This is a genomic window from Acinetobacter sp. ANC_7512, assembly GCF_056779935.1.
The window spans coordinates 86,212-106,547 of the sequence record NZ_JBWYIX010000005.1; the positions used below are offsets into that span (position 1 = coordinate 86,212).

At 37.9% G+C, this 20,336-nt stretch carries 18 protein-coding genes; 7 read left to right on the plus strand and 11 right to left on the minus strand.

All coding sequences use genetic code 11. The features are described 5' to 3' along the window. Nucleotides 1-34 precede the first annotated feature (34 nt). Together AC1M9H_RS06635 and AC1M9H_RS06640 are read right to left on the minus strand one after the other, a co-directional pair. Entirely contained in the window at nt 35-2,191 is a 2,157-nt protein-coding gene (locus tag AC1M9H_RS06635; RefSeq protein ID WP_481613024.1) for a TonB-dependent receptor, read from the minus strand. Nucleotides 2,192-2,323: 132 nt separating this feature from the next. Next, nucleotides 2,324-2,926, minus strand: a complete 603-nt coding sequence (locus AC1M9H_RS06640; protein ID WP_481595960.1) for a LysE/ArgO family amino acid transporter — start codon at nt 2,924-2,926, stop codon at nt 2,324-2,326. 101 nt (nt 2,927-3,027) lie between these two features. On the opposite strand from AC1M9H_RS06640, the gene AC1M9H_RS06645 reads away from it, so the two are divergent. After that, entirely contained in the window at nt 3,028-3,909 is an 882-nt protein-coding gene (locus tag AC1M9H_RS06645; protein WP_481591446.1) for a LysR family transcriptional regulator ArgP, read from the plus strand. A 27-nt stretch (nt 3,910-3,936) separates the two neighbouring features. On the opposite strand, the gene AC1M9H_RS06650 is transcribed toward AC1M9H_RS06645, so the two are convergent. Both AC1M9H_RS06650 and AC1M9H_RS06655 read right to left on the minus strand, forming a co-directional pair. Next, nucleotides 3,937-4,494, minus strand: a complete 558-nt coding sequence (locus AC1M9H_RS06650) for a YceI family protein (protein ID WP_481613025.1) — start codon at nt 4,492-4,494, stop codon at nt 3,937-3,939. A 32-nt stretch (nt 4,495-4,526) separates the two neighbouring features. Beyond that, nucleotides 4,527-5,108, minus strand: a complete 582-nt coding sequence (locus AC1M9H_RS06655; RefSeq protein WP_481597373.1) for a nicotinate-nicotinamide nucleotide adenylyltransferase — start codon at nt 5,106-5,108, stop codon at nt 4,527-4,529. Nucleotides 5,109-5,211: 103 nt separating this feature from the next. On the opposite strand from AC1M9H_RS06655, the gene AC1M9H_RS06660 reads away from it, so the two are divergent. The 4 genes from AC1M9H_RS06660 to AC1M9H_RS06675 all read left to right on the plus strand — a co-directional run bounded on the left by AC1M9H_RS06660 (nt 5,212) and on the right by AC1M9H_RS06675 (nt 9,245). After that, the gene (locus AC1M9H_RS06660) at nt 5,212-6,012 is read left to right on the plus strand and encodes an enoyl-CoA hydratase-related protein (RefSeq protein WP_481613026.1); all 801 of its coding nucleotides are present in this window, start codon (nt 5,212-5,214) and stop codon (nt 6,010-6,012) included. Between the two features lie 56 nt (nt 6,013-6,068). Next, nucleotides 6,069-6,818 (plus strand): nitroreductase family protein, encoded by a 750-nt coding sequence (locus AC1M9H_RS06665; protein WP_481589018.1) that lies wholly within the window; start codon nt 6,069-6,071, stop codon nt 6,816-6,818. 159 nt (nt 6,819-6,977) lie between these two features. After that, complete coding sequence (locus tag AC1M9H_RS06670) at nt 6,978-7,994, plus strand: DUF6670 family protein (protein WP_481613027.1); 1,017 nt, start codon at nt 6,978-6,980, stop codon at nt 7,992-7,994. A gap of 168 nt (nt 7,995-8,162) precedes the next feature. Continuing rightward, the gene (locus AC1M9H_RS06675) at nt 8,163-9,245 is read left to right on the plus strand and encodes a helix-turn-helix domain-containing protein (protein ID WP_481613028.1); all 1,083 of its coding nucleotides are present in this window, start codon (nt 8,163-8,165) and stop codon (nt 9,243-9,245) included. On the opposite strand, the gene AC1M9H_RS06680 is transcribed toward AC1M9H_RS06675, so the two are convergent. Together AC1M9H_RS06680 and AC1M9H_RS06685 are read right to left on the minus strand one after the other, a co-directional pair. Then, nucleotides 9,194-9,511: a YqfO family protein gene (locus tag AC1M9H_RS06680; protein ID WP_092767083.1), complete on the minus strand. Its 318-nt coding sequence runs from the start codon at nt 9,509-9,511 to the stop codon at nt 9,194-9,196. The two genes, AC1M9H_RS06675 and AC1M9H_RS06680, sit on opposite strands and share 52 nt — an antisense overlap. Continuing rightward, nucleotides 9,504-10,412, minus strand: a complete 909-nt coding sequence (locus AC1M9H_RS06685; protein WP_481613029.1) for a LysR family transcriptional regulator — start codon at nt 10,410-10,412, stop codon at nt 9,504-9,506. The genes AC1M9H_RS06680 and AC1M9H_RS06685 overlap by 8 nt, the downstream gene beginning before the upstream one ends. Before the next feature lie 159 nt (nt 10,413-10,571). On the opposite strand from AC1M9H_RS06685, the gene AC1M9H_RS06690 reads away from it, so the two are divergent. Further along, nucleotides 10,572-12,314 (plus strand): FAD-dependent monooxygenase, encoded by a 1,743-nt coding sequence (locus AC1M9H_RS06690; protein WP_481613030.1) that lies wholly within the window; start codon nt 10,572-10,574, stop codon nt 12,312-12,314. A gap of 124 nt (nt 12,315-12,438) precedes the next feature. Here AC1M9H_RS06690 and AC1M9H_RS06695 read toward each other — a convergent pair whose 3' ends face one another. Beyond that, the gene (locus AC1M9H_RS06695) at nt 12,439-12,681 is read right to left on the minus strand and encodes a hypothetical protein (protein ID WP_481613031.1); all 243 of its coding nucleotides are present in this window, start codon (nt 12,679-12,681) and stop codon (nt 12,439-12,441) included. A gap of 678 nt (nt 12,682-13,359) precedes the next feature. Between AC1M9H_RS06695 and AC1M9H_RS06700 the strand changes: the two genes are divergently transcribed. Continuing rightward, nucleotides 13,360-13,836, plus strand: coding sequence for a hypothetical protein (locus tag AC1M9H_RS06700; protein WP_481613032.1), 477 nt, complete (start codon nt 13,360-13,362; stop codon nt 13,834-13,836). An 87-nt stretch (nt 13,837-13,923) separates the two neighbouring features. Here AC1M9H_RS06700 and AC1M9H_RS06705 read toward each other — a convergent pair whose 3' ends face one another. The 4 genes from AC1M9H_RS06705 to AC1M9H_RS06720 form a co-directional block, all read right to left on the minus strand. Then, entirely contained in the window at nt 13,924-14,046 is a 123-nt protein-coding gene (locus AC1M9H_RS06705; RefSeq protein WP_481593465.1) for a KGW motif small protein, read from the minus strand. 277 nt (nt 14,047-14,323) lie between these two features. Then, nucleotides 14,324-15,064, minus strand: coding sequence for an abortive infection family protein (locus AC1M9H_RS06710; RefSeq protein ID WP_481613033.1), 741 nt, complete (start codon nt 15,062-15,064; stop codon nt 14,324-14,326). Nucleotides 15,065-15,168: 104 nt separating this feature from the next. Next, nucleotides 15,169-19,002, minus strand: a complete 3,834-nt coding sequence (purL, locus tag AC1M9H_RS06715) for a phosphoribosylformylglycinamidine synthase (RefSeq protein WP_481613034.1) — start codon at nt 19,000-19,002, stop codon at nt 15,169-15,171. A gap of 230 nt (nt 19,003-19,232) precedes the next feature. Then, nucleotides 19,233-20,279 carry a M20/M25/M40 family metallo-hydrolase gene (locus tag AC1M9H_RS06720; RefSeq protein ID WP_481613035.1) on the minus strand — a complete coding sequence of 349 codons (1,047 nt, stop codon included), beginning with the start codon at nt 20,277-20,279 and terminating at the stop codon, nt 19,233-19,235. Nucleotides 20,280-20,336: the final 57 nt, after the last annotated feature.

The window sequence follows — 20,336 nt, forward strand, 5'->3', positions numbered from 1 at the left end:
GGTTTCATCTACTTATAATTTTTTTTAACTACAATTAGAAATCAAAGCTTACGCCAAGTTTATAAGTTCTTGATCCACCAATCAGCGCATAATTCGAGTTAAAAGCACCTTCCCAATATTTTTTATCTGTAATGTTATCAACATTAGCTAAGAACGTCGTATTCACGCCACCAAGCTTGGTCTTATAACGTGCACCTAGATCGATGACGGTATAATCTGGAAGTTGCAAGGTATTGGTATCATTTAAATACTGTTCGCTGACATAACTTGCTCTGGCATTTAAATTTAATCCTTCGAGTTGTGGGACATCATAATCCACCCCAAGCGTTGCAGTAAAATCAGGTACACCAAAAACTTGATTTCCTTGATTCATTTGAGCTTTGGAATATTTTGCATCAATATAAGCCATACTTCCCATTAGGTTTAAATCTTCAGTAATCGCTCCAGAAAATGACCACTCAATGCCGCGTGATCGAGTTTCAGCACCATCTGTTGTAATTTGATTAATTGTTACACCATTTTCTGTATAAGGTTCAATCGACTTGCTCATCGTGCTTGGTTTTTCAATTTGATAAAGTGCCAGCGTATTCAGCCAAGTTCCATGCTGATGTTTTGCACCTAACTCATATTGCTTCGTCACAAACGGCGCAAAAGTGACTTTGTCGTTTGCATCATTGACATTATCAACGGTCGATCCTTCTGATAACCCTTCTACATAGCTTGCATATAGTGACAAGTCTTCACCAAAAGGTTTAACGACGATCCCTAAACTTGGTGAAATACGGTCTTCTTGGTAATTTTTTTTGGTCTGTAAATTATTCGTTTCAATATCTTGATAACGAGCGCCTACAATCAATTGAAGCTGATCATTCAATAATGAAATTTGATCAGTCAATGTATAACTGATGTACTTATTATCTGCTAAAGGTGCAATTTCTGGACGCTGTAAAGGCATATTGCCTTCTTTACTTGGGTCATAAAGATTGGTGTTAAAATCTACAGGAGGAGCTCCACGTCCTTTATGTTGATCCGATTTTTTATTTAAATAATCTGCACGCAATCCTACATTATGCTGTATTCCAGCAGTATCAAATTTTCCTTCAACCCCAATGTGTGCTGTTTTATTTTTTTCATTTGCACCCACTCGGTAATATTGTGAAGAGGCATCGCCGTCTTCATTCTTTACGATCATTCGTGTACCGAATAAATGACCATCATATGATTTTTCAGCATATCCTAGACCAGCAAAGGTTTTCAAATAGGGTGAAAATTGATATTCACCTGATAAGCCAGCAAATTTACTGTCAGAATTCCCTTCTAACCACGGAAAATAGTTTTGGTCACCTTTAGGCGGTGCAATGACTTTGTTAACTGTATCTTTTCCACCCAGTGCAACCATTGTTGGTGACCCACCATCGCGATTTTGCTTAATAGCATAACTATCAAAATTAATTTTAAGTTTATCCGTGGTGTAATCCGCAGCGATGGAACCAAGAACTAGGCGATCATTCATATCATTAATGATATGTTCACCATCACCATATGCACCATTGACGCGAACACCAAACTCACGGTTTGCACCAAATCGTCTTGAGACATCAATACCTGATTGATAGTAGCCGCCATCCTGGTATTGTGTGTTTAGTCTTGTCATGTCTTGGTCAGCGCGTTTAGAGTTGGCAATGACCACACCACCAACGCCTCCATTCGGTGCCATACCAGCGACAATTGCATTTGGTCCTTTCAAAACTGTCACTGATTCTAAAAATTCAGTCGGCACTTTTCCGTATGGTGCAATACCATAAAATCCGTTGTAGTTCATATCCTCATGATTTAAGTCAAAACCACGAATTTTGAAGTTTTCGTTTAAATGACCTTGATTTGTCGTCAGTCGAATACTGGCATCATTTTTTAAAACATCACCTACGGTGGATGCCTGTCTTTCTCGTATTAATTGCTCCTCATATTGCATTACAGTGAATGGTGTATCGATTAATTTTTTTTCACCTAAAGCACCTAACTTAGATACATTGCTTAATTTTCCATCTGCATAAGCATTTATCGCTTCAGCTTGTGTTGTAATCGTAGGAAGTTGGTTTTGATCATTTGCCCATGTGATAGTCGCTATACCGCCACTCATCATAAGAACACTTACAGATTGAGAGAGTAATTTGGTACTGTAATTTTTCATTTTCGGAACAATTAATAATAATGAGAATCATTATTATATGATTCTCATTATTATCTTTATGTGAGTTTTTGTTCATTAAATGTTGTCATCTAATCGACGTACAAGCTTTAGAGGAATTTATCTAATCAATATTCATATAATTAAGTGATAGGCGATGTACCACATGATTAAAGCAATCAAAATATCCAAGACTTGCCATGCGCGGGGATTGTGAAAGTAAGCTGATAGATAATGCGCACCAAAACCCAAACTAAAGAAAAATAACCATGATGCCGTGATCGCACCGATAGCAAACGATAATAAGTGATCTTCAAATTGCGTTGATATCGCACCTACAAGCACGATAGTATCTAGATATACATGGGGATTTAGCCATGTGAATGCCAAGCAAATGAGAATAATTTTAAACCATGAAACAGCCGTATGATGATCAAGACACATCGATTTTTTGGTCGAAAACGCTTGATAAAAATGATGGGCACCATATACAACTAAAAATGTAGCCCCACCCCATTGTGCATACGTCATTATTTGTGGATGGCCTGAGATAAACTTCCCAAATCCAAATACCCCAGCCAAAATTAGAAGTGAGTCTGAAAAGGCACAAATGAGGCAAATGGATAAAACATATTCTTTTTTTAAGCCCTGTTTCAGCACAAAAGCATTCTGAGCACCTATCGCCATAATCAAACTTAAACTCGTTACAAAGCCATTAAACAGTACGGATAAAGACATAAAACACCTAATATTTATCATTAGGCGGATTATGAACAATTCAATCTTAAATTGAGTATTATTAAATTAATATTAAGTTCATTAAGTTTTATTAAATCATGATTTTCAATTATAAAGACTGTGTCGCGTTTATCACCGTGGCGGAAACTGGAAGTTTTGATCTGGCTGCTAAAAAGCTTTGTCTCTCTGCGGCTGCAATTACTCTTCGAATCCAACAATTAGAACGGCAGATTGGGCAAACATTAATCCTGAGAGAACGACCTTGTCGTGTGACACATTCAGGTGAAATATTGCTTGAACATTTATTAAGGCAAAAGCGTCAAGAAGAAAATGTTCTGCAGCTTATTCAGGGAAAAAGTCAAAATTCTGAGTTTTATAAAATTATCATTGGAACGAATGCAGATTCATTAGAAACTTGGCTTTTGCCTGCGATTGCTGAAAAGTTAATAGAGCATAAAATCACAATACAACTTCGAATAGATGATCAGGATCATACGCATCAATTAATGGAATCAGGCTATGTAAATGCATGTATAAGCGCTGAATCCCAACCCATGACAGGTTGCCACTCAGAATTTTTGTTCACGATGCGTTATCAAATGGTGTGTACGCCAGAATTCAAATTAGCATGGTTTAAAAACGGACTAAATCGCGATTCCTTTCGCCGTGCGCCTGCGGTCATCTTTAATGATAAAGATCATTTACATGAAACGGTTCTACTCAATCAATTTGGATTACCGCAATCTAGTTATCCATATCATTATGTCCCCTCCTCAAAGTCATTTGTCGATGCAATCCAACTCGGTTTAGGCTATGGCATGGTGCCTGAACTGCAAATTCAAGACTTACTCGATCAAGGACAATTGATTTGTTTGTTGCCTGAGGCAACACAAGACGTTGATCTATATTGGCATCATTGGAAACAGCAGTCCCCACAACTCAAACATATTACTGACATACTCATGACATTAAAAAAGCAGTGATTGAATCACTGCTTTCTTTTTATCGATTTAGTTGGCTTTCCATTGCCCTTCAAGCTTGATATTCACTTTTTCGCCAATTCCACCAATCGCTTTGCGCATACCAAAATCACTACGGTTGATGACTGTTGAAGATTGTACATTCAACACAGTTGGATTCGATGCATTTGGAGTTAAAGTTGTCTCAAATGAAACTGGACGTGTCACACCACGCATAGTGAGTTGTCCATCAAATTTGTATTTATTATTTCCTAAAGCACGAATTTGATTACTTTGAAAGGTCACAGTTTTATATTTGCTTGCATGAAAGAAACTGTCACCAAAGACCATATCCTTTAAAGAGTTTTTGCTCAGTTTAAGGCTATTCACATCCATCACAAATTTAGCTGAACCTTGATTAGGCTGTGCCGGATCAAAATTCATCTGTGATTGATACTTTTGAAATTGCCCATTTACAATCGACATTCCTGCAGATCGGATATCAAAGCTGATCTTACTGCTAGGTGATAGTGTCCATGTTTGCGCTTGAGCAAAAACAGAAGCAGACAATAGCACTGTGGCCAAACTCATTTGTGTAATAGTACGCACGATTTCCCTCGGTTTTCTTGTGTTAAACACAATCATTCAATTGATGCACTCAAACTTGTACTGTCTTGACGTTGGTATTTAGTTTTAAGTTGTTGGTAAATTTCTGAATTTTGAAACGCTTGTAAAAATTGAATGGTTCCGTGGGGAAGTTCTTTTTCCATAATTTCCCCCCGATAGTATGCTTCGCGAAGTGGTGTTGCAGAAATTGCACCTTTTAAACTATCAAGTTCCAACATCTCCCATTCTGGGAAAAATTTTAGATAATAGGATGAGTCATCTTTAAAGTGACCGATTAAGCCAACTTGATCATTTGGCTGTACTACACTCGCCACTAAAGATTTGACCAATTTTTGCCATTTTTTATCATTATAAACATCAATGACGTGTACAAATTTGATTCTTGCCTGTTGATCAGGAGAAAAGTTAGACAAAATCATCTGTTCACGTTCAATAGCTAAAAATGGATTTTTTATATTCCGCTCTAATTGAGCAGAACCAAGCGCTAAAATAACATTCTGGCTATGCGTTAGCGCAATTTTAATGGTTTCCATATGTGCCAAATGAAAAGGCTGAAAACGTCCGATATAAACCAAATAATCAAATTTATAATTCATCGCCAAGTCACGTTTATGAACTGATCAGTTATGTCACTCTTCGCCAGAATACGACATAATAGATTTCATAAAATCTATATTAATTGAAAGCAAGGATAGTACGATGTCATTAAGTTGTATTCAACAACCTCATGAGCATTTAAATGCAAAATTAGAAGATGGTGTGCTGACCTTGGCGATTAATCGTCCTAAAGCCAAAAATGCATTATACGGCGAATTATACCTATGGATCGCCAAAGCCTTTGATGAAGCAGACAAAGAGCAATCCGTTCGTGTGGTCATTTTACGTGGCGAAGATGCAGACTTCAGTGCTGGTAATGATATGCAAGACTTCATGAAATCTGCGGCGATGAAAGATCAAATTCGTCCAGAAGATGGTCCTCCTTTTGTGCTTTTAAAATCTGCTGCTAAATTTTCTAAACCACTGATTGCTGCGGTACGTGGTGTCGCAATTGGTATTGGCGTAACGATCTTATTGCATTGTGACTTAGTTTATGCAGATAACACTGCTTTGTTCCAAATTCCATTTGTAAGCTTAGGTCTTTCACCTGAAGGCGCATCTAGTAAATTACTAGCACGTCAAGCAGGTCATGTGAAAGCAGCAGAACTTTTATTAACTGCTGATAAATTCGACAGTGAAAAAGCATTGGCTGCAAACTTGATCAACAGTATTGAATCTGACGTTTATGCAATTGCCGCTCAAAAAGCCACTCAACTGGCTTCACTACCACTTGCTTCTCTAGTGCAATCTAAAGCCTTAATGAAACATGATGTTGATGAGATCGTGTCCTGGATTGATCATGAAGCAGTAATCTTTATGGGGCGCGTCGGTTCTCCAGAAATGATGGAAGCTGTACAAGCTTTTATGCAAAAACGTAAACCTGATTTCACACAATTTAATTAAGCTAAAAGATCCGAGTCTCACGGCTCGGTGAATACTCTCTATCTAAGGAATGGATCATGACGACTGAAAAAAAACGCTACTACGAACCTGCACCACAAGGCATTGATGTTGAAAATTTCAAAAAGGTCGTGACCAGTCGTCGATCTGTTCGGAAGTTTACAGAAAAACCTATACCGTCTGATATCCTCGATCAATGTTTAGATTTAGCACTCTTGGCCCCTAATTCATCTAACTTACAACCTTGGACTTTTTATGTTGTCCAAAATCCTGAAAAGAAACAAAAGATTGTAAAAGCGTGTCTAAATCAATGGGCTGCGCGCACAGCGGCTGAATTGATTGTCTGTGTCGCACGTACAGATCGAATTAATGAAATGGCAAAGCTGAATATTCAAGAATTTCCATTTCCTGAGATTCCTCCACTCGTCAAAAAATATTACACCTATATTCCACTGAATTATAAAACGGGTTACTTAAATGCAATTGGTAACTTTAAGAAAGTAACTTTCAAAGTAGCACGTACTTTTGACAAACAAATGCCTGTTACCGCTTTTACACCTGCGGATGCCAAACTTTGGGCAGCGAAGACAACAGCTTTAGCCTGCGAAAATCTTGTACTCGCGCTCAGAGCTTATGGATTCGACAGTTGTATGATGGAAGGTTTTGACGAACCTTTAGTATGTAAAACATTGGGGCTCAATGCTAAAGAGTTTCCAATTATGGTCATTGGTGCGGGAGAGCGTGCTGAAGATGGTGTGTTCTTCCCACAATATCGTTTCGATCGAGACTTATTTATTCAAAAAGTTTAAATGTAATATCACACATTTTTGATGACTTATTTTTCGTGTTGACACTTCAAACAATTGCTTACTGTTTGTAGTGTCAATTTTTTTCTTTTATCTCGATTTATATTTTTGATTGTATTTTTCCAAAAATGATTTTAAGCCAAAATATTAATTGAGAATAAGATGAAAATTAAACTTCCCTCAAACATTGTTAAACATATAGATCATTCAGCTCTAGTAAATGGTCAAGCTTTTGATCCAAACACTGCGATCCACACACCTCTCGGAAAATATACCTGTGTACACTACGGGATCATGATTCCCAATCTACCGGCCCCATTCAACTTCTTAAATATGATTGTGGTTGCAGGACAACCTCTCGTTAAAATATTCAGAAATTCTCATTTAATAAAAACTTCAGATTTAGATACCGCAAATCTATTAATTGGTACTGCTGCAACGCAGCCTAATTTATTTTCTGGATATAGTATACAGCATGAATGTTTACTGGCGACTAATGGTCAATATCTCAAATTCGGTAATGACTTAGTTATAGAGGTTAACTACCCAGACATTAAAGCAACTCGCCAAGGTCATGCTTTCAATTATGAACTTAAATTAAAAGCGACTGATAAAATCGCACATTTCGTTAAACTCGCCGGAAGCATGTATGAACATTGGTCACTGCTTTGTGAGTACCAAGGATATTTAGAAATCGATGGACAGAAAACTCAAGTTCAAGGTCTATGCACCTTCGAATATGCACGTGGTGTCAATATCAACATTCCCATTCGATTTTTTACTTATCAAATCTTAAATATTAATAACCACACTCAAGTCTTATTTGTGGACACTCATGGTCCAATGGGCTTAGTTTTGCAAAGTCGTGTTTACGTTCGTTCTGTAGATCATCATGGAGGAATATACGAACGAGGGCTTGAATCTGTGGTGCATGAATATGAGCCTGAACCTGTAACTACACCAAATGGCATTAAAATGCGTTTACCTCGAGTCTTTGAATGGAAAGTCAATGATGATCAAGGCAATCTTCTGATTTCTATTTATGGCAAGGCTAATGGCGACTTTAAATATGGTATGGCTGGCGGTTATGCAGGTAGTTACCAATATTCAGGTCAATTCAAAGGTCAGCATATTCAGGGTCGAGGTTATATTGAGTATATTGATCCTATAAGCAATTAAGCGCTTGAAAATAAACTTTCAATAATTAAGCCTCATGAGATGGGGCTTTGACATTTAAAGACATGTTCATTCATTCAAATTATTTCTAAACTCATTTCAACATTATAATTTCAGCATTTTAAACTGAGGATAGAGCATCCTTAGTTTTTCCAATGCATGACTTGAGTCTTGAATATCGGTATGAGCGCAAGAAAAAGTAAAATCAGAACCGATGCTGGTATTTTTCCAAGCATGGTATACGAGACAATGCAAAATATGGGCGTTGATGTGGATTTAATATTTTCGCAATTAAATGCGTTACAACATCCAATCGACTATCCTCAACGCGATTTAAGATATGACAATCGTGTTCAAAAAAAATTCTGGGAACTCACAGAAGTTATTACACAAAATTCCAATATTGGTTTAACTGTCGGTCACCATCTCCCCACTTTTCGTGGTCAACTTTTTGAATACATTTTTTTAAGTAGTGCAAATTTTGGCGATGCATTAAAAATAGCAATGAAATACTATCAATATTTCACTACAGGATTGGATATTGAACTTCACATAGAAGATGACACCGTTACCCTAAAAGGTTTTCATCACCCTGTCCGTCATTATTTAGAATGTACGATTAACATTGTTTTATCTTTTTTTGATTATATCAGTCAGGGAAAATTTCAAGCACAAGAAATTTGGCTCAGCTACGACAATACAGAATTTCAGGACTTATATCATGAGCTATGGCATTGCCCAGTTTATTTTAATCAGCCTTATGGTTGTATAAAATTCAAAGCAGAAATTCTAGAATATGCCTCTCCGTCTGCTCAGCCTGATTTATTTCTGTTACATCAAGCTATCATTGAGAAGCACATTGAACTTGTAGATAAACATGAACTAGTCATTCAAATTGAAGAGGCTTTAGGCGAACAACTAAAATTAAGACAATTCGCTCTAGAAGATATCGCAAGAATTCTTAAACTCTCCCCGCGTAAAATCCAAATTTCACTCAAAGATATTGGAACGAATTACGAGAATGTTCTAACGTCATTCAGACAAAAACTTGCTCGTCAGTTACTAGCGAAAACCGCACTCAAACATGATGAAATTGTCTATTTAACAGGGTTTTCAGAGCCATCAGCCTTTTCTCGAGCCTTCAAATATTGGACAGGAGAATCTCCATCCTCGTATCGTCAGCGCATACAAAATTCAACCGATCATGGGTCAATAGAAATAATGTGTAAGAATTCAAAAGCTGGTTCTTCATAAGGATGACTGGCTTTTAATGCACGTGCCACTTCTATGGCTTTATCTTCAGGCACAATAGTTTCTACACGCCACTCTTCAACTTGTTCAAGCTCTCCGACTTGACCTATAAATGGTTGAGCCCCATTGACAGGTTTAAATTGACCTAAGCCCTTGACCTGCCAAGCGCATTGCTCATAATCACCGATCCCGCCTGCACCTGCTTCAAATACTGCCTGTTTCGTCAACTCTAGATGTGATTCTGGTACAAAATAGATCAGTTTAAGCATGAATAACCTCTTCCACTCTATTCCGCTCTGTTGTCATTTGCATAAGGGCTTCCGTAATCATTTTCAATGCAATATTGTTTGAATGACGATGATAATTCGCATATAGACCAAGCTGTGGTAATTGCTCATCTGTTTTCACAATTTTGATATTATGATTTAAAAACTTCAGGAGGTATTCGGGAGCAAAACTAAATCCCATTCCCAAATTAATCAGATTGATATGCTGTAATACATTAGTCACCCACAGCATTTGATCATCCATCTTTTCGAAGGGAACTAGAACATTTAATTTGTCATAGAATATTGGTGAAGCATTTTGTTCACACATAATGACTGATGAATTTTTTAATTCTTGTAGTTTCAATGTCCGTTCTGAAGGATGAAGATTGTCTGCAGCCACCAAATAAATTTGTTCTGTCAAAATATGGATATCTTCATAATCTGAATGATCCATTTTGTATCGAGTAAAACATATATCAAGTTCAGCATTTCTAAGTTTTTGTATTTGCTCAGTACAAGTCAAACTGTGTAAATGAATTTTAAGATTAGGAATATTCTTTCTTAACTGCGCCAGAATGCTAGGCATCAGTTTCAGTTCAGCCACATTCAAAAATCCAATGTGAATCTGATTATTCTTTTGCTGAGCGACCTGTCTAGCTGCAGCTACAGCTTGCTTGGCATTGTCCAGCGTCAAAGCTGCGTATTTTAAAAATGCTTCCCCCTCATCAGTCAGTTTAACTTTACGAGTGGTCCGATCAAATAAAGTAACACCGACTTCCTGTTCAAGATCTTTAATTTGCTGACTGAGTGATGGTTGTGCGGTATAGAGCTTTTCGGCAGCTTTAGTAAAGCTTTGCTCTTGAGCAACAGTCATAAAATACCGTAAATGTCGTAATTCCATATCTCAATCAGCCCATCGTGCATAAGTGCACGTTCATTACTTTGAATTTTATATAGATCGATAGTTTATATGAATACGACTATAGATCACTGCACTTTTTTTCTAGACTGACTCAATTCAAAAACTCTCCCCATGTATTCAATTCATTTAGGAAAAAGCATGTCTCAACATTTTGACACTGATGTTCTTGTCATTGGTACTGGTCCTGCTGGTTCAACTCTGGGGCTTGCACTTGCCAATTATGGCATCAAAGTTCAATTGTTTACCCAGTTTAATTGGTTAGCCAACAGTCCTCGTGCACATATTACTAATCAACGTGCCATGGAAGTCCTCCGTGATTTAGGTATCGAAGAACAGGTGAAGCAAATCGCAACGCCCTGGGAACACATGGGTGAAAGCCTGATCACAACCAGTTTAGTCGGTGAAGAAATTGCTCGTATCAGTGCTTGGGGTACAGGCGATGAACGTCATGGCGATTATATCAAAGGAAGTCCATGCCCTTTAGTAGATCTTATCCAACCTAAAATGGAAGCGCTACTCGTTAAAAATGCGGCTGAGCGAGGCGCTATTTTTAACTTCAATACTGAATATTTATCTCACGTACAAGATGAACACGGCGTGACTGCAACATTCCTCAATCATATTACCAATACCGAATTTAGTTTACGTGCAAAATACTTGGTGGGAATGGACGGTGCACGTTCAAAAGTTATTGAACAATTGGGATTACCACTTGAAGGCGTGATGGCACGGGCAGGTACAGTGTATGTGACCTTTAAGGCGGACTTATCTAAATACGTACAGCATCGCCCTGCGATTTTGCAATGGATTGTCAATCCTGAAGCAAGTTTTGGTGATTTAGGTATGGGACTATTGCGTGCCATCACCCCATGGAATGAGTGGGTTATGGGTTGGGGCTTCGATATTTCTAAAGGCGAGCCTCAAGTAACTGCAGAGCAAGTTCGCGCACGTTTAGATGCCTTCGTTGGTGAGCATGTTGAAGATGTTGAAATTCAAAAATTGTCTTATTGGTACGTGAACCAAACATGGGCAACTGAATATTCGAAAGGTCGTGTATTCTGTGGTGGTGATGCAGTGCATCGTCACCCACCATCAAGTGGTTTAGGCTCAAACACCTGCATGCAAGATGCCTTTAATATCGGTTGGAAACTTGCATATGCAGTTAAAGGTTGGTCTCAACCTACGCTTCTCGATTCTTATACCGTTGAACGTGCGCCTGTAGGTAAGCAAATTGTTGCGCGAGCCAACCAATCACGATTTGATTATAAACACCTCAAAGAAGTTTTTGGTTTTGATCAAGGTGTAACAACCCAAAAGCAAATGCTAGAGCGTATTTTTGCTGAAAATGAACAAGGCGCTGAAATACGTACAAAACTCTACAACGCATTAGCAATTAAAAATTTTGAATTTAATGCTCAAGGTGTTGAACTGAATCAGCGTTATAGCTCAAATGCTGTCATCTCTGAATCAGAACCTGAAGTATTTAAACAAGATGATCAACTTTACCTACAAGCCACTACACGCCCTGGAGCAAAAGTACCGCATACTTGGCTCATCGATGCTAAAGGTCAAAAAGTTTCAACTTTAGATATTACGGGCAAAGGTCGTTTTACCTTACTCACAGGCCTCTCAGGCAAAGGCTGGAAACAAGCTGCTGAAAAACTTAATCTTGGGTATTTAGATGTTATTCAAATCGGTTCAAGAGATTATCGTGATGTCTATGGTACATGGAATGCGAAGTCTGAAATTAATGAGTCTGGTGCTGTTTTAGTACGTCCAGATGGCTATGTTGCTTGGCGTTATCAAGACAGAACCAATGAATCTTTTGATTTTGAAAATACTCTGAGAGCAGTACTGAAACAGATTCAATTGATCATTTAACTAATAAAAGCCACCAAACGGTGGCTTGCTGACTTAGATGAAATTTCATACGAATGTCAGCATCAGTGAAGAAAGGACTTTATGATGGCAGTCAAATTTGTTGGATACGTTTATTTGAATCTTTTTATCCGATATAAACGCAGCTTAACTTGGTATTTCCTTGAGGTGTTTCATCCAAACTCGGCTCACTCTCCCACTTTTCACCAAAGTATTTTTTAAGTTGATACAGTACGGTCGATGGGTGACTTTCAAAAATAAAATAATAAGCGCCAGATTCACTCTCTGAAGTTTTAATAGCTTGAAATGCAATTTTGATAACTCGCACACCATACTTTTCAAAATTGACAGCAAAATCATCTTGAACCATATGTTTGGTTTTATAATTTTTATAAGCATAAACACCCTTATAAATATTATGGGCTAATTTTAATTCGTGGTTTGTCTGATTTACCTAAATTCCACGCTTTTTTGTTCATTAAAATCATTTGAAATTTGAAAGATTTGCGCTGACGCTTGACAGTTTAAAGAATTTAAATTCATCAGTTTATCAACTGTAATATTTGTTGGATAAGCATGACTGCACATAAGTGCCAAGCCTGTTAAGATCAATATTTTTTTCATAGTGACTATTCTAAAATCTAAAATTTATAAAACATTAAAACCACGAACAATCTGATGACTCGATTGAGTTTTAAAGTTAAATAATAGTTACTCAGTTTAATTAGGTATTTTTTAGCTCCAAATATATTATTCATATAAATTCTACAATTTAAAAAAAATTTTACTCTACAAAATGCTTTATTTAATTGTTTATTGAAATAGTAGAATTAACTTATAGAGGGCTTTTGATAAAAATCTGCCTCACTACTTGTGAGTGACTGTTTGGATATATTCCGTTATTAAACAAAATAGTCATTATTAAGTTTTATTTATACAAATTATCATTAAAGCAAAAAAATTAGCTGAGTATTCAAAGGATTGTCACATTTCTTTCATATCATGACATGGTTCAATTATGAACATATTATAATGAAAGGAGTTTAAAATGAATAAGTTAATTTTATCATCCCTACTTTTAGGTTTGTCTGTTCCAGCGCTCGCTGACTTTAATTGTAACGGTGTAATTAAGAATAAAACCATTGATGACAATATAAAAGTGAAACAACCATGTACGCTTGATCAAGTTACGGTCAAAGGCAATGTAATGCTCTATTCAAATGCGCAAGCAACTATTTTAAATAGCACGATTGACGGTAACCTCGAATCTAAAGGAAATTTTGGTCAAGTGACGGCTAAAAACAATAGCATTGACGGCAATATTCAACTTGAAAAAGGTAAAACGATCCAACTGCACAATAACCGTGTAGATGGCAATATTGAACTTAAAGAAAATCGTTCAAGCATTCAGGTTACTGCAAATCAGGTCGATGGTAATTTAAAATGTGAGTCAAATAGCCAAACTCCAAAAGGCGGACAAAACCGCGTTAAGGGGGACAAAGAAGGACAATGTCGTAGCTTGTAATCATTTATTCGATCAGCATCAACTTAAAGATTCATGAACTGAGCTTTAAATTCGAATTTAAAGAAAGCCACCTTAAGGTGGCTTTTTTTACGCAGTTAAGAAATAACCTGCAATTAAAAATAGGATTTGAAGACTGGCCACAAAAGCAAATAGCTTCCAGCCTTTTTGCCTCAACTCGTGTTTGTTCAGTATCATCATTGTTCTGGTCATATCGTCACCTCATACCTGAGTTAAAAACGAACCGCATTAAATTCTTACTTATTATGGTTAGCTATATGTCCAATAAATACACTTGTCCTAACCTCTATATAAAAGCAAAAACCAAACCAAGTCCAGTGGGAGAAAGATTTTGAAACCAAATCTATAAAAACAAAAAACCACCAAAATGGTGGCCGAATAAGCTCATGTTAGCGAATCTACATTTATTTTTCCATAAGGTAAATTTAAGATACTATTTAACAATGCTTTTTATTAATAAGTTTATTCATTATTTTTCTTTTAAGCTCCACGTTGAAAATAAAAAAACCGACATTGATCCAGCTAAATTGACTGCCAATTCAGCATGACGCGATGCAGGCTTAAAATTCTTTTTGCCCTGACCATGTGCATCCCCTACTTTGTTTCTCAATGATCCTAAGCCTTCAATCACTGAACTACATCCTCCAAGAATCTGTTTAAAAGTTTGTTCTGTGTGTTGAGAAGGCGCTAAATTTAATTCTTTACTGACTAATCTATACAGTTGATTAATATCAGGTGCATTTCCATAGTCAACTTGATGTTCATCAAGAATATATTTACAAGTCGACTCTAAAAGTGTCCTTGCTAATGTAATAGCACCATCAGGATCAGTTACTCTCCGCTCTAATGCTTTCTGCCATATTTGATGAATATAATCAGAACTTAATTCGTTAATTCTCAACTCCACTACTTGATCTAAGGGAGAAGTATTTCGTCTTTCTAAAACACTCAATAACTCTTTAAATTCTGAATAAATATAATTCTCACGTTCCACATAAGATTTAAAATCCCATTTAATTCTCGCTTCAAACTCATCTAAGGTATTTGTATCTTTAACAATAAATGGAATATATCCATAAAGGTTTTTTTTTATCAGCAATTCTTTTCTAAGCTCTTTAAATGCCTCTGAGGCACCTTTTTCATAACTATCTGTAGCCCTAGCTATTAGCAATTCACGCAAGTGTAATACTTTTTCAATTAAACCAGACATTTGAGAACTCTTTATTTGTTTTCAACTCAATTCTATATCTTCAAAACAATAATTTACTTATGAAAAAGCCACCTTATGGTGGCTTTTTCAATCTATTGATTTAATCAACCAATAAACTTACGAGCATTACGGAACATACGTAACCATGCACCATCTTGATCCCAATCTTCAGGTTTCCAAGAGTGCTGAATCGCACGGAAGTTACGCTCTGGATGAGGCATCATAATCGTTGCACGACCATCAGTTGAAGTCACACCTGTAATTGCTTCAGGTGAGCCGTTCGGGTTCAATGGGTAATGTTGAGTTGGATTACCTTGGCTATCGACATAACGTAAAGTCACTTGATTACCCGCATTCAATGCAGCAATAGAGCTGTCCGCTGCAACAACGCGACCTTCACCATGCGCCACAGCAATTGGTAAAATCGAACCTTCCATACCTTCTAACAGTACAGATTTAGATTTTTCAACACGAACGTTTACAGCTCGCGCTTCAAACATTTCTGATACGTTACGATGGAAACGTGGCCAGTTTTCAGCACCTGGAATGAGTGGAGCCAATTGAGACAACATTTGGCAACCGTTACAGATACCGAGTGAGAATGTTTCTTGACGGTTAAAGAATTTCTCAAATTGATCACGAAGTTTAGGATTGAACAATACTGACTTCGCCCAACCACCACCAGCGCCTAAAACGTCACCGTAAGAGAAACCACCACATGCCACTAAACCTTCAAATTCATCAAGGCTTACACGACCAGCGAGTAGGTCACTCATATGGACATCAATCGTATTGAAACCAACTTTGTCGAATGCAGCTGCCATCTCCACATGACCATTTACACCCTGCTCACGCAAGATTGCCATATTTGGACGACGTGTATTGATATACGGTGCTTCAATTTCTTCATTCAAATCGAATGTCGCTTTTGCAATAAGACCTTTATGATCTTTATTCGCAATTAGACTATATTCTTGATCTGCAGTTTCCACGTTGTCACGTAAACGTTGAATCTGATGTGACACTTCAGTCCACGCTTGTTGCAGTTCAACACGATCTAGCGTTAAACCATTGATCGTTAGCGTATCAGTAGTATTCACTGTACCAACGACACTGATCGCATCTTTTAAGCTTGATGCTGCGACTTCAGCTTGTAGTGCATCCCAATCAGCTTTAGCAATTTGTAATACCGCACCAATTTCTTCAGCAAATAAGCTTGCTACAGACTGATCTTCTAAAGCCACACCTAAGCGTGAAGCGAACATCATCTCTGCAACAGTTGCGATTAAACCACCATCACCGATGTCATGATACGCCTTAATTAAGCCACGGTTGTTCCAATCTTGTACCAATGCAAAGAATGCTTTGAAGTCATCGAAGCTATCTACATCTGGTGTCACAGAACCAATTGCTTTGTACACTTGAGCCAAGATCGAACCACCAAGACGGAATTGACCTTTAGACAAATCAATACGCACAAGTACTGAATCTAAGTTTTTCAATTCTGGTGTTAATGTCTTACGCACATCAGTCACTGGTGCAAATGCAGTGATCACACCTGACATTGGAGAAGTTACAGACTTGTCTTCACCATCTTCATTCCAAGTGGTACGCATCGATAAAGAATCTTTACCTACAGGAATTGCGATACCAAGCGCAGGACACATTTCCATACCGATGGCTTTTACACCTTCGAATAATGCTTGATCTTCGCCTACTTGACCTGCTGCAGCCATCCAGTTCGCAGACAATTTAATGTCGCTGATTTTCTCGATTTTTGCAGACATGATGTTCGTGATTGACTCAGCCACTGCTAAACGCGCAGATGCCGCAGGATTTAACAATGCTACAGGTGGACGTTCACCCATTGCCATTGCTTCACCTGTGTAGCCCACTAAACTTGTTGTTGTTACCGCAGCATCCGCTACAGGCACTTGCCATGGACCAACCATTTGGTCACGTGCAACCATACCTGTAATTGAACGGTCACCAATGGTAATTAAGAATGATTTAGACGCAACTGTTGGGTTCTTAATCACACGGTAAATCGCATCTTTAAGATCAGTCACTTTAGCCGCATCAAAGTCATCACCGTGACGTTCGATACAGTCATACGCACGGCTCATACGTGGCGTACCACCTAAGATCACTTGCATTGGTACATCAACTGGGTTGTTACCAAACAATGGATCTTCAACCGTTAAATGACGCGCTTCAGTCGCTTCACCTAATACGGCAAACGGACAACGTTCACGCGCACAGATTGATTCAAATAATTCTAATGAAGATGGACGGATCGCCAATACATAACGCTCTTGTGCTTCATTTGACCAAATTTCCATTGGCGCCATACCTGGCTCCAATGATGGTACTTTACGAAGATCAAGTTTTGCACCTAATTCGTGGTCATTTACCAGTTCAGGCATCGCATTTGAAATACCACCAGCACCTACGTCATGTACAGACACGATTGGGTTGTGGTCTTCCATACGCCAGCAAGTATCAATGACTTCTTGGCAACGGCGTTCCATTTCTGGGTTTTCACGTTGTACAGAAGCAAAGTCTAAGCTTTCGCCCATTGTACCGCTATCTACAGAAGAAGCAGCGCCACCACCAAGACCGATGAGCATTGCAGGACCACCAAGCACGATCAATAAATCGCCCGGTTGGATCGCATCTTTTTCAACATGGTCAGGACGGATGTTACCGTAACCACCAGCAATCATAATTGGCTTATGGAAACCTTTTACATCTCCATTTACATTTTGCTCAAATGTACGGAAGTAACCATTTAACGCAGGACGACCAAATTCGTTGTTAAATGCAGCACCACCCAATGGACCTTCAATCATAATTTGAAGTGGAGATGCCATACGAGATGGTTTACCGTAGTTTTCTTCCCATGGCTGTTCGAAGCCTGGAATATTCAAGTTAGATGTAGTGAAACCTGTTAAGCCTGCTTTTGGCTTACCACCACGACCTGTTGCACCTTCATCACGGATTTCACCGCCCGAACCTGTTGCCGCACCTGCAAATGGTGCAATCGCTGTAGGATGATTGTGGGTTTCCACTTTCATTAAGATGTGGGCAGCTTGGCTCTTATATTTATAAACATAATGACCGTTTTCATCTTTTTTCGGATAAAAACGTTGCGTATCAAAACCAACAATCACTGAAGCATTGTCTTTATATGCTGACAATACATCTGTAGGTGATTCTTTATAGGTATTTTTAATCATTTGGAACAATGACAATGGTTGGACTTCACCATCAATTGTCCATTCTGAACCAAAGATTTTATGACGACAATGCTCAGAGTTCGCTTGTGCAAACATCATGAGTTCAATGTCATGCGGATTGCGACCTAACTTGATAAATGCATCAGTTAAGTAATCAATTTCTTCATCCGATAAAGCAAAACCAAATTCAGAGTTTGCTTTAACGAGCGCTTCTTTACCTTGACCTAGAATATCAATCGAGTTCAGCGGTTTTGGCTCAGTTTCAGTGAATAAAGCAGCAGCATCGTCAATTTGATTGAAAACACTTTCTGTCATTCGGTCATGCAGAATTTGCTTAATTTCATTTGAAACGTCTTTTACACCCTTCAAAGTAAACAAAACACCGCGTTCAAGACGATGAACCGGTGTGTTGCAGTTCGCGAAAATATCGGTCGCTTTTGAAGACCACGGCGAAATTGTGCCTACGCGTGGAGTGACTAAGATTTGAATCTCATCTGTGGCTGCTTGGCGTAATTCAAATGACGCACCATCATTTAGAAGCTGTAAAGCGGATTGCTGTTGTTGCTCGTTGAGCGCTTGGTCGAATAAATAAACCCATTGACTTTCTATTGATTGAACCGAACTAATTGACTGTAAACGAGTTAATAGTTGCGTTTGCTTAAAAGAAGAGTGTGCTGGTGCACCGGCCACGATAAACATGCTGATTTTGGCTCCACGGGATGGTCTTTTGAACCATGCCACAATGTGACTTGAAGAGAGCGCATATTCTACTGTGTATTGCAAAATTCAGCTAGATAGCAAAACTGCTTTAAGACATATTTTCGATCGAGTTTACGAATAAATCTTTTTTATTCAGTAAAAAAAATTGAATTGCACCCTATGATGCAATTCAAATGAGATACACCTAAATAATTCTTTAGTCATCTCAACTATTGAGTGTTGGTGACTTTTAACAGATGTTGAATCGCCTCTAGAGCCATAATCATAGATTTTGGATCAACTAAATCCTTGCTATCACAAGCTTGGTGATAACATGGTGCAAAATCTAAAATTATTTCGCCCTCGTTTGCACCTGGACGTTCTTGTTCATTAAATAAAATGATCGATGTGACCGGCACTTTTCCTAGAAATGGTGCTGTGTCGCTTGCTGTTAAAGTGGTGATGTCTTCTTTTATTGTTAAGTTCTTTGCTTTAAAGAATGATTTTAAATGTTCTTCAAGCGCAGTATCCTCTGGATGACTAGGTAAAGACTTTAAGCCATCAATCATTGGTTTATAGTCAGATTCAGATAATCCAGCAGACTTAAACTGGGCTTCTAAATCTTTTAATGAAGATTTATCTACATCAGCAACCAAAATATTCGGATTTTTTGTACCGACCATATCAACATTGATATAAGCCTTTATTCCCTTCAGCTGTTCAGGTGTCATTTTAGCAACAAAATCTTGCGAACCTCCGATACCATCTTCTTCAGAATCCCAAAATGCAAGGTAAATTGTATTTTGAGGATGATTTTCAGATTTTGAATAATGTTGTAATAGCTCTAATAGAACGGCTACACCTGTACCATTATCATTGATCCCAGGCCCTGTGGTCACAGAATCATAATGTGCACCGATTATCGTAGCTAAATCAGGATTTTTACCTTTGATTTCGATAATAATATTCTGACCTACAATCTTATTGCGATTTTCAAACGGCAACATCTGAGCGTGCAAACCAGCTTTTTTTGCCTCTTCAATAATATAGTTTGCAGTTGCCTTACCACCATCCGTTCCAACTGCGCGATTACCGCCATGAGCTGCTGCAATATCTTCTAAGGCACTAAGATGACTCATGAGACGTCGTTCGATCAAATTCGAAGTATTCATTTGCATGGTTACTTGTTGATTTTGATTTGGTGTATGTGAGCAAGCACTCAACATAAAAATACTGGTCATTAATGCTGTTAAACAAAGTATTTTTTTCATTGTCATGTGGATATCAGTTTATTAAGCATTCCATTTTAGAGAATAACCTTGTGACATCCACAG

Excerpts from the sequence above, each read along its gene's own strand:
- AC1M9H_RS06685 (WP_481613029.1), bottom strand. The coding sequence starts at position 10,412 with ATGGAATTACGACATTTACGGTATTTTATGACTGTTGCTCAAGAGCAA.
- AC1M9H_RS06700 (WP_481613032.1), top strand. The coding sequence starts at position 13,360 with ATGAATAAGTTAATTTTATCATCCCTACTTTTAGGTTTGTCTGTTCCA.
- purL (WP_481613034.1), bottom strand. The coding sequence starts at position 19,002 with ATGTTTATCGTGGCCGGTGCACCAGCACACTCTTCTTTTAAGCAAACG.
- AC1M9H_RS06635 (WP_481613024.1), bottom strand. The coding sequence starts at position 2,191 with ATGAAAAATTACAGTACCAAATTACTCTCTCAATCTGTAAGTGTTCTT.
- AC1M9H_RS06720 (WP_481613035.1), bottom strand. The coding sequence starts at position 20,279 with ATGACAATGAAAAAAATACTTTGTTTAACAGCATTAATGACCAGTATT.
- AC1M9H_RS06665 (WP_481589018.1), top strand. The coding sequence starts at position 6,069 with ATGACGACTGAAAAAAAACGCTACTACGAACCTGCACCACAAGGCATT.
- AC1M9H_RS06695 (WP_481613031.1), bottom strand. The coding sequence starts at position 12,681 with ATGGTTCAAGATGATTTTGCTGTCAATTTTGAAAAGTATGGTGTGCGA.
- AC1M9H_RS06670 (WP_481613027.1), top strand. The coding sequence starts at position 6,978 with ATGAAAATTAAACTTCCCTCAAACATTGTTAAACATATAGATCATTCA.
- AC1M9H_RS06705 (WP_481593465.1), bottom strand. The coding sequence starts at position 14,046 with ATGACCAGAACAATGATGATACTGAACAAACACGAGTTGAGGCAAAAA.
- AC1M9H_RS06655 (WP_481597373.1), bottom strand. The coding sequence starts at position 5,108 with ATGAATTATAAATTTGATTATTTGGTTTATATCGGACGTTTTCAGCCT.
- AC1M9H_RS06710 (WP_481613033.1), bottom strand. The coding sequence starts at position 15,064 with ATGTCTGGTTTAATTGAAAAAGTATTACACTTGCGTGAATTGCTAATA.
- AC1M9H_RS06690 (WP_481613030.1), top strand. The coding sequence starts at position 10,572 with ATGTCTCAACATTTTGACACTGATGTTCTTGTCATTGGTACTGGTCCT.
- AC1M9H_RS06640 (WP_481595960.1), bottom strand. The coding sequence starts at position 2,926 with ATGTCTTTATCCGTACTGTTTAATGGCTTTGTAACGAGTTTAAGTTTG.
- AC1M9H_RS06660 (WP_481613026.1), top strand. The coding sequence starts at position 5,212 with ATGTCATTAAGTTGTATTCAACAACCTCATGAGCATTTAAATGCAAAA.
- AC1M9H_RS06680 (WP_092767083.1), bottom strand. The coding sequence starts at position 9,511 with ATGCTTAAACTGATCTATTTTGTACCAGAATCACATCTAGAGTTGACG.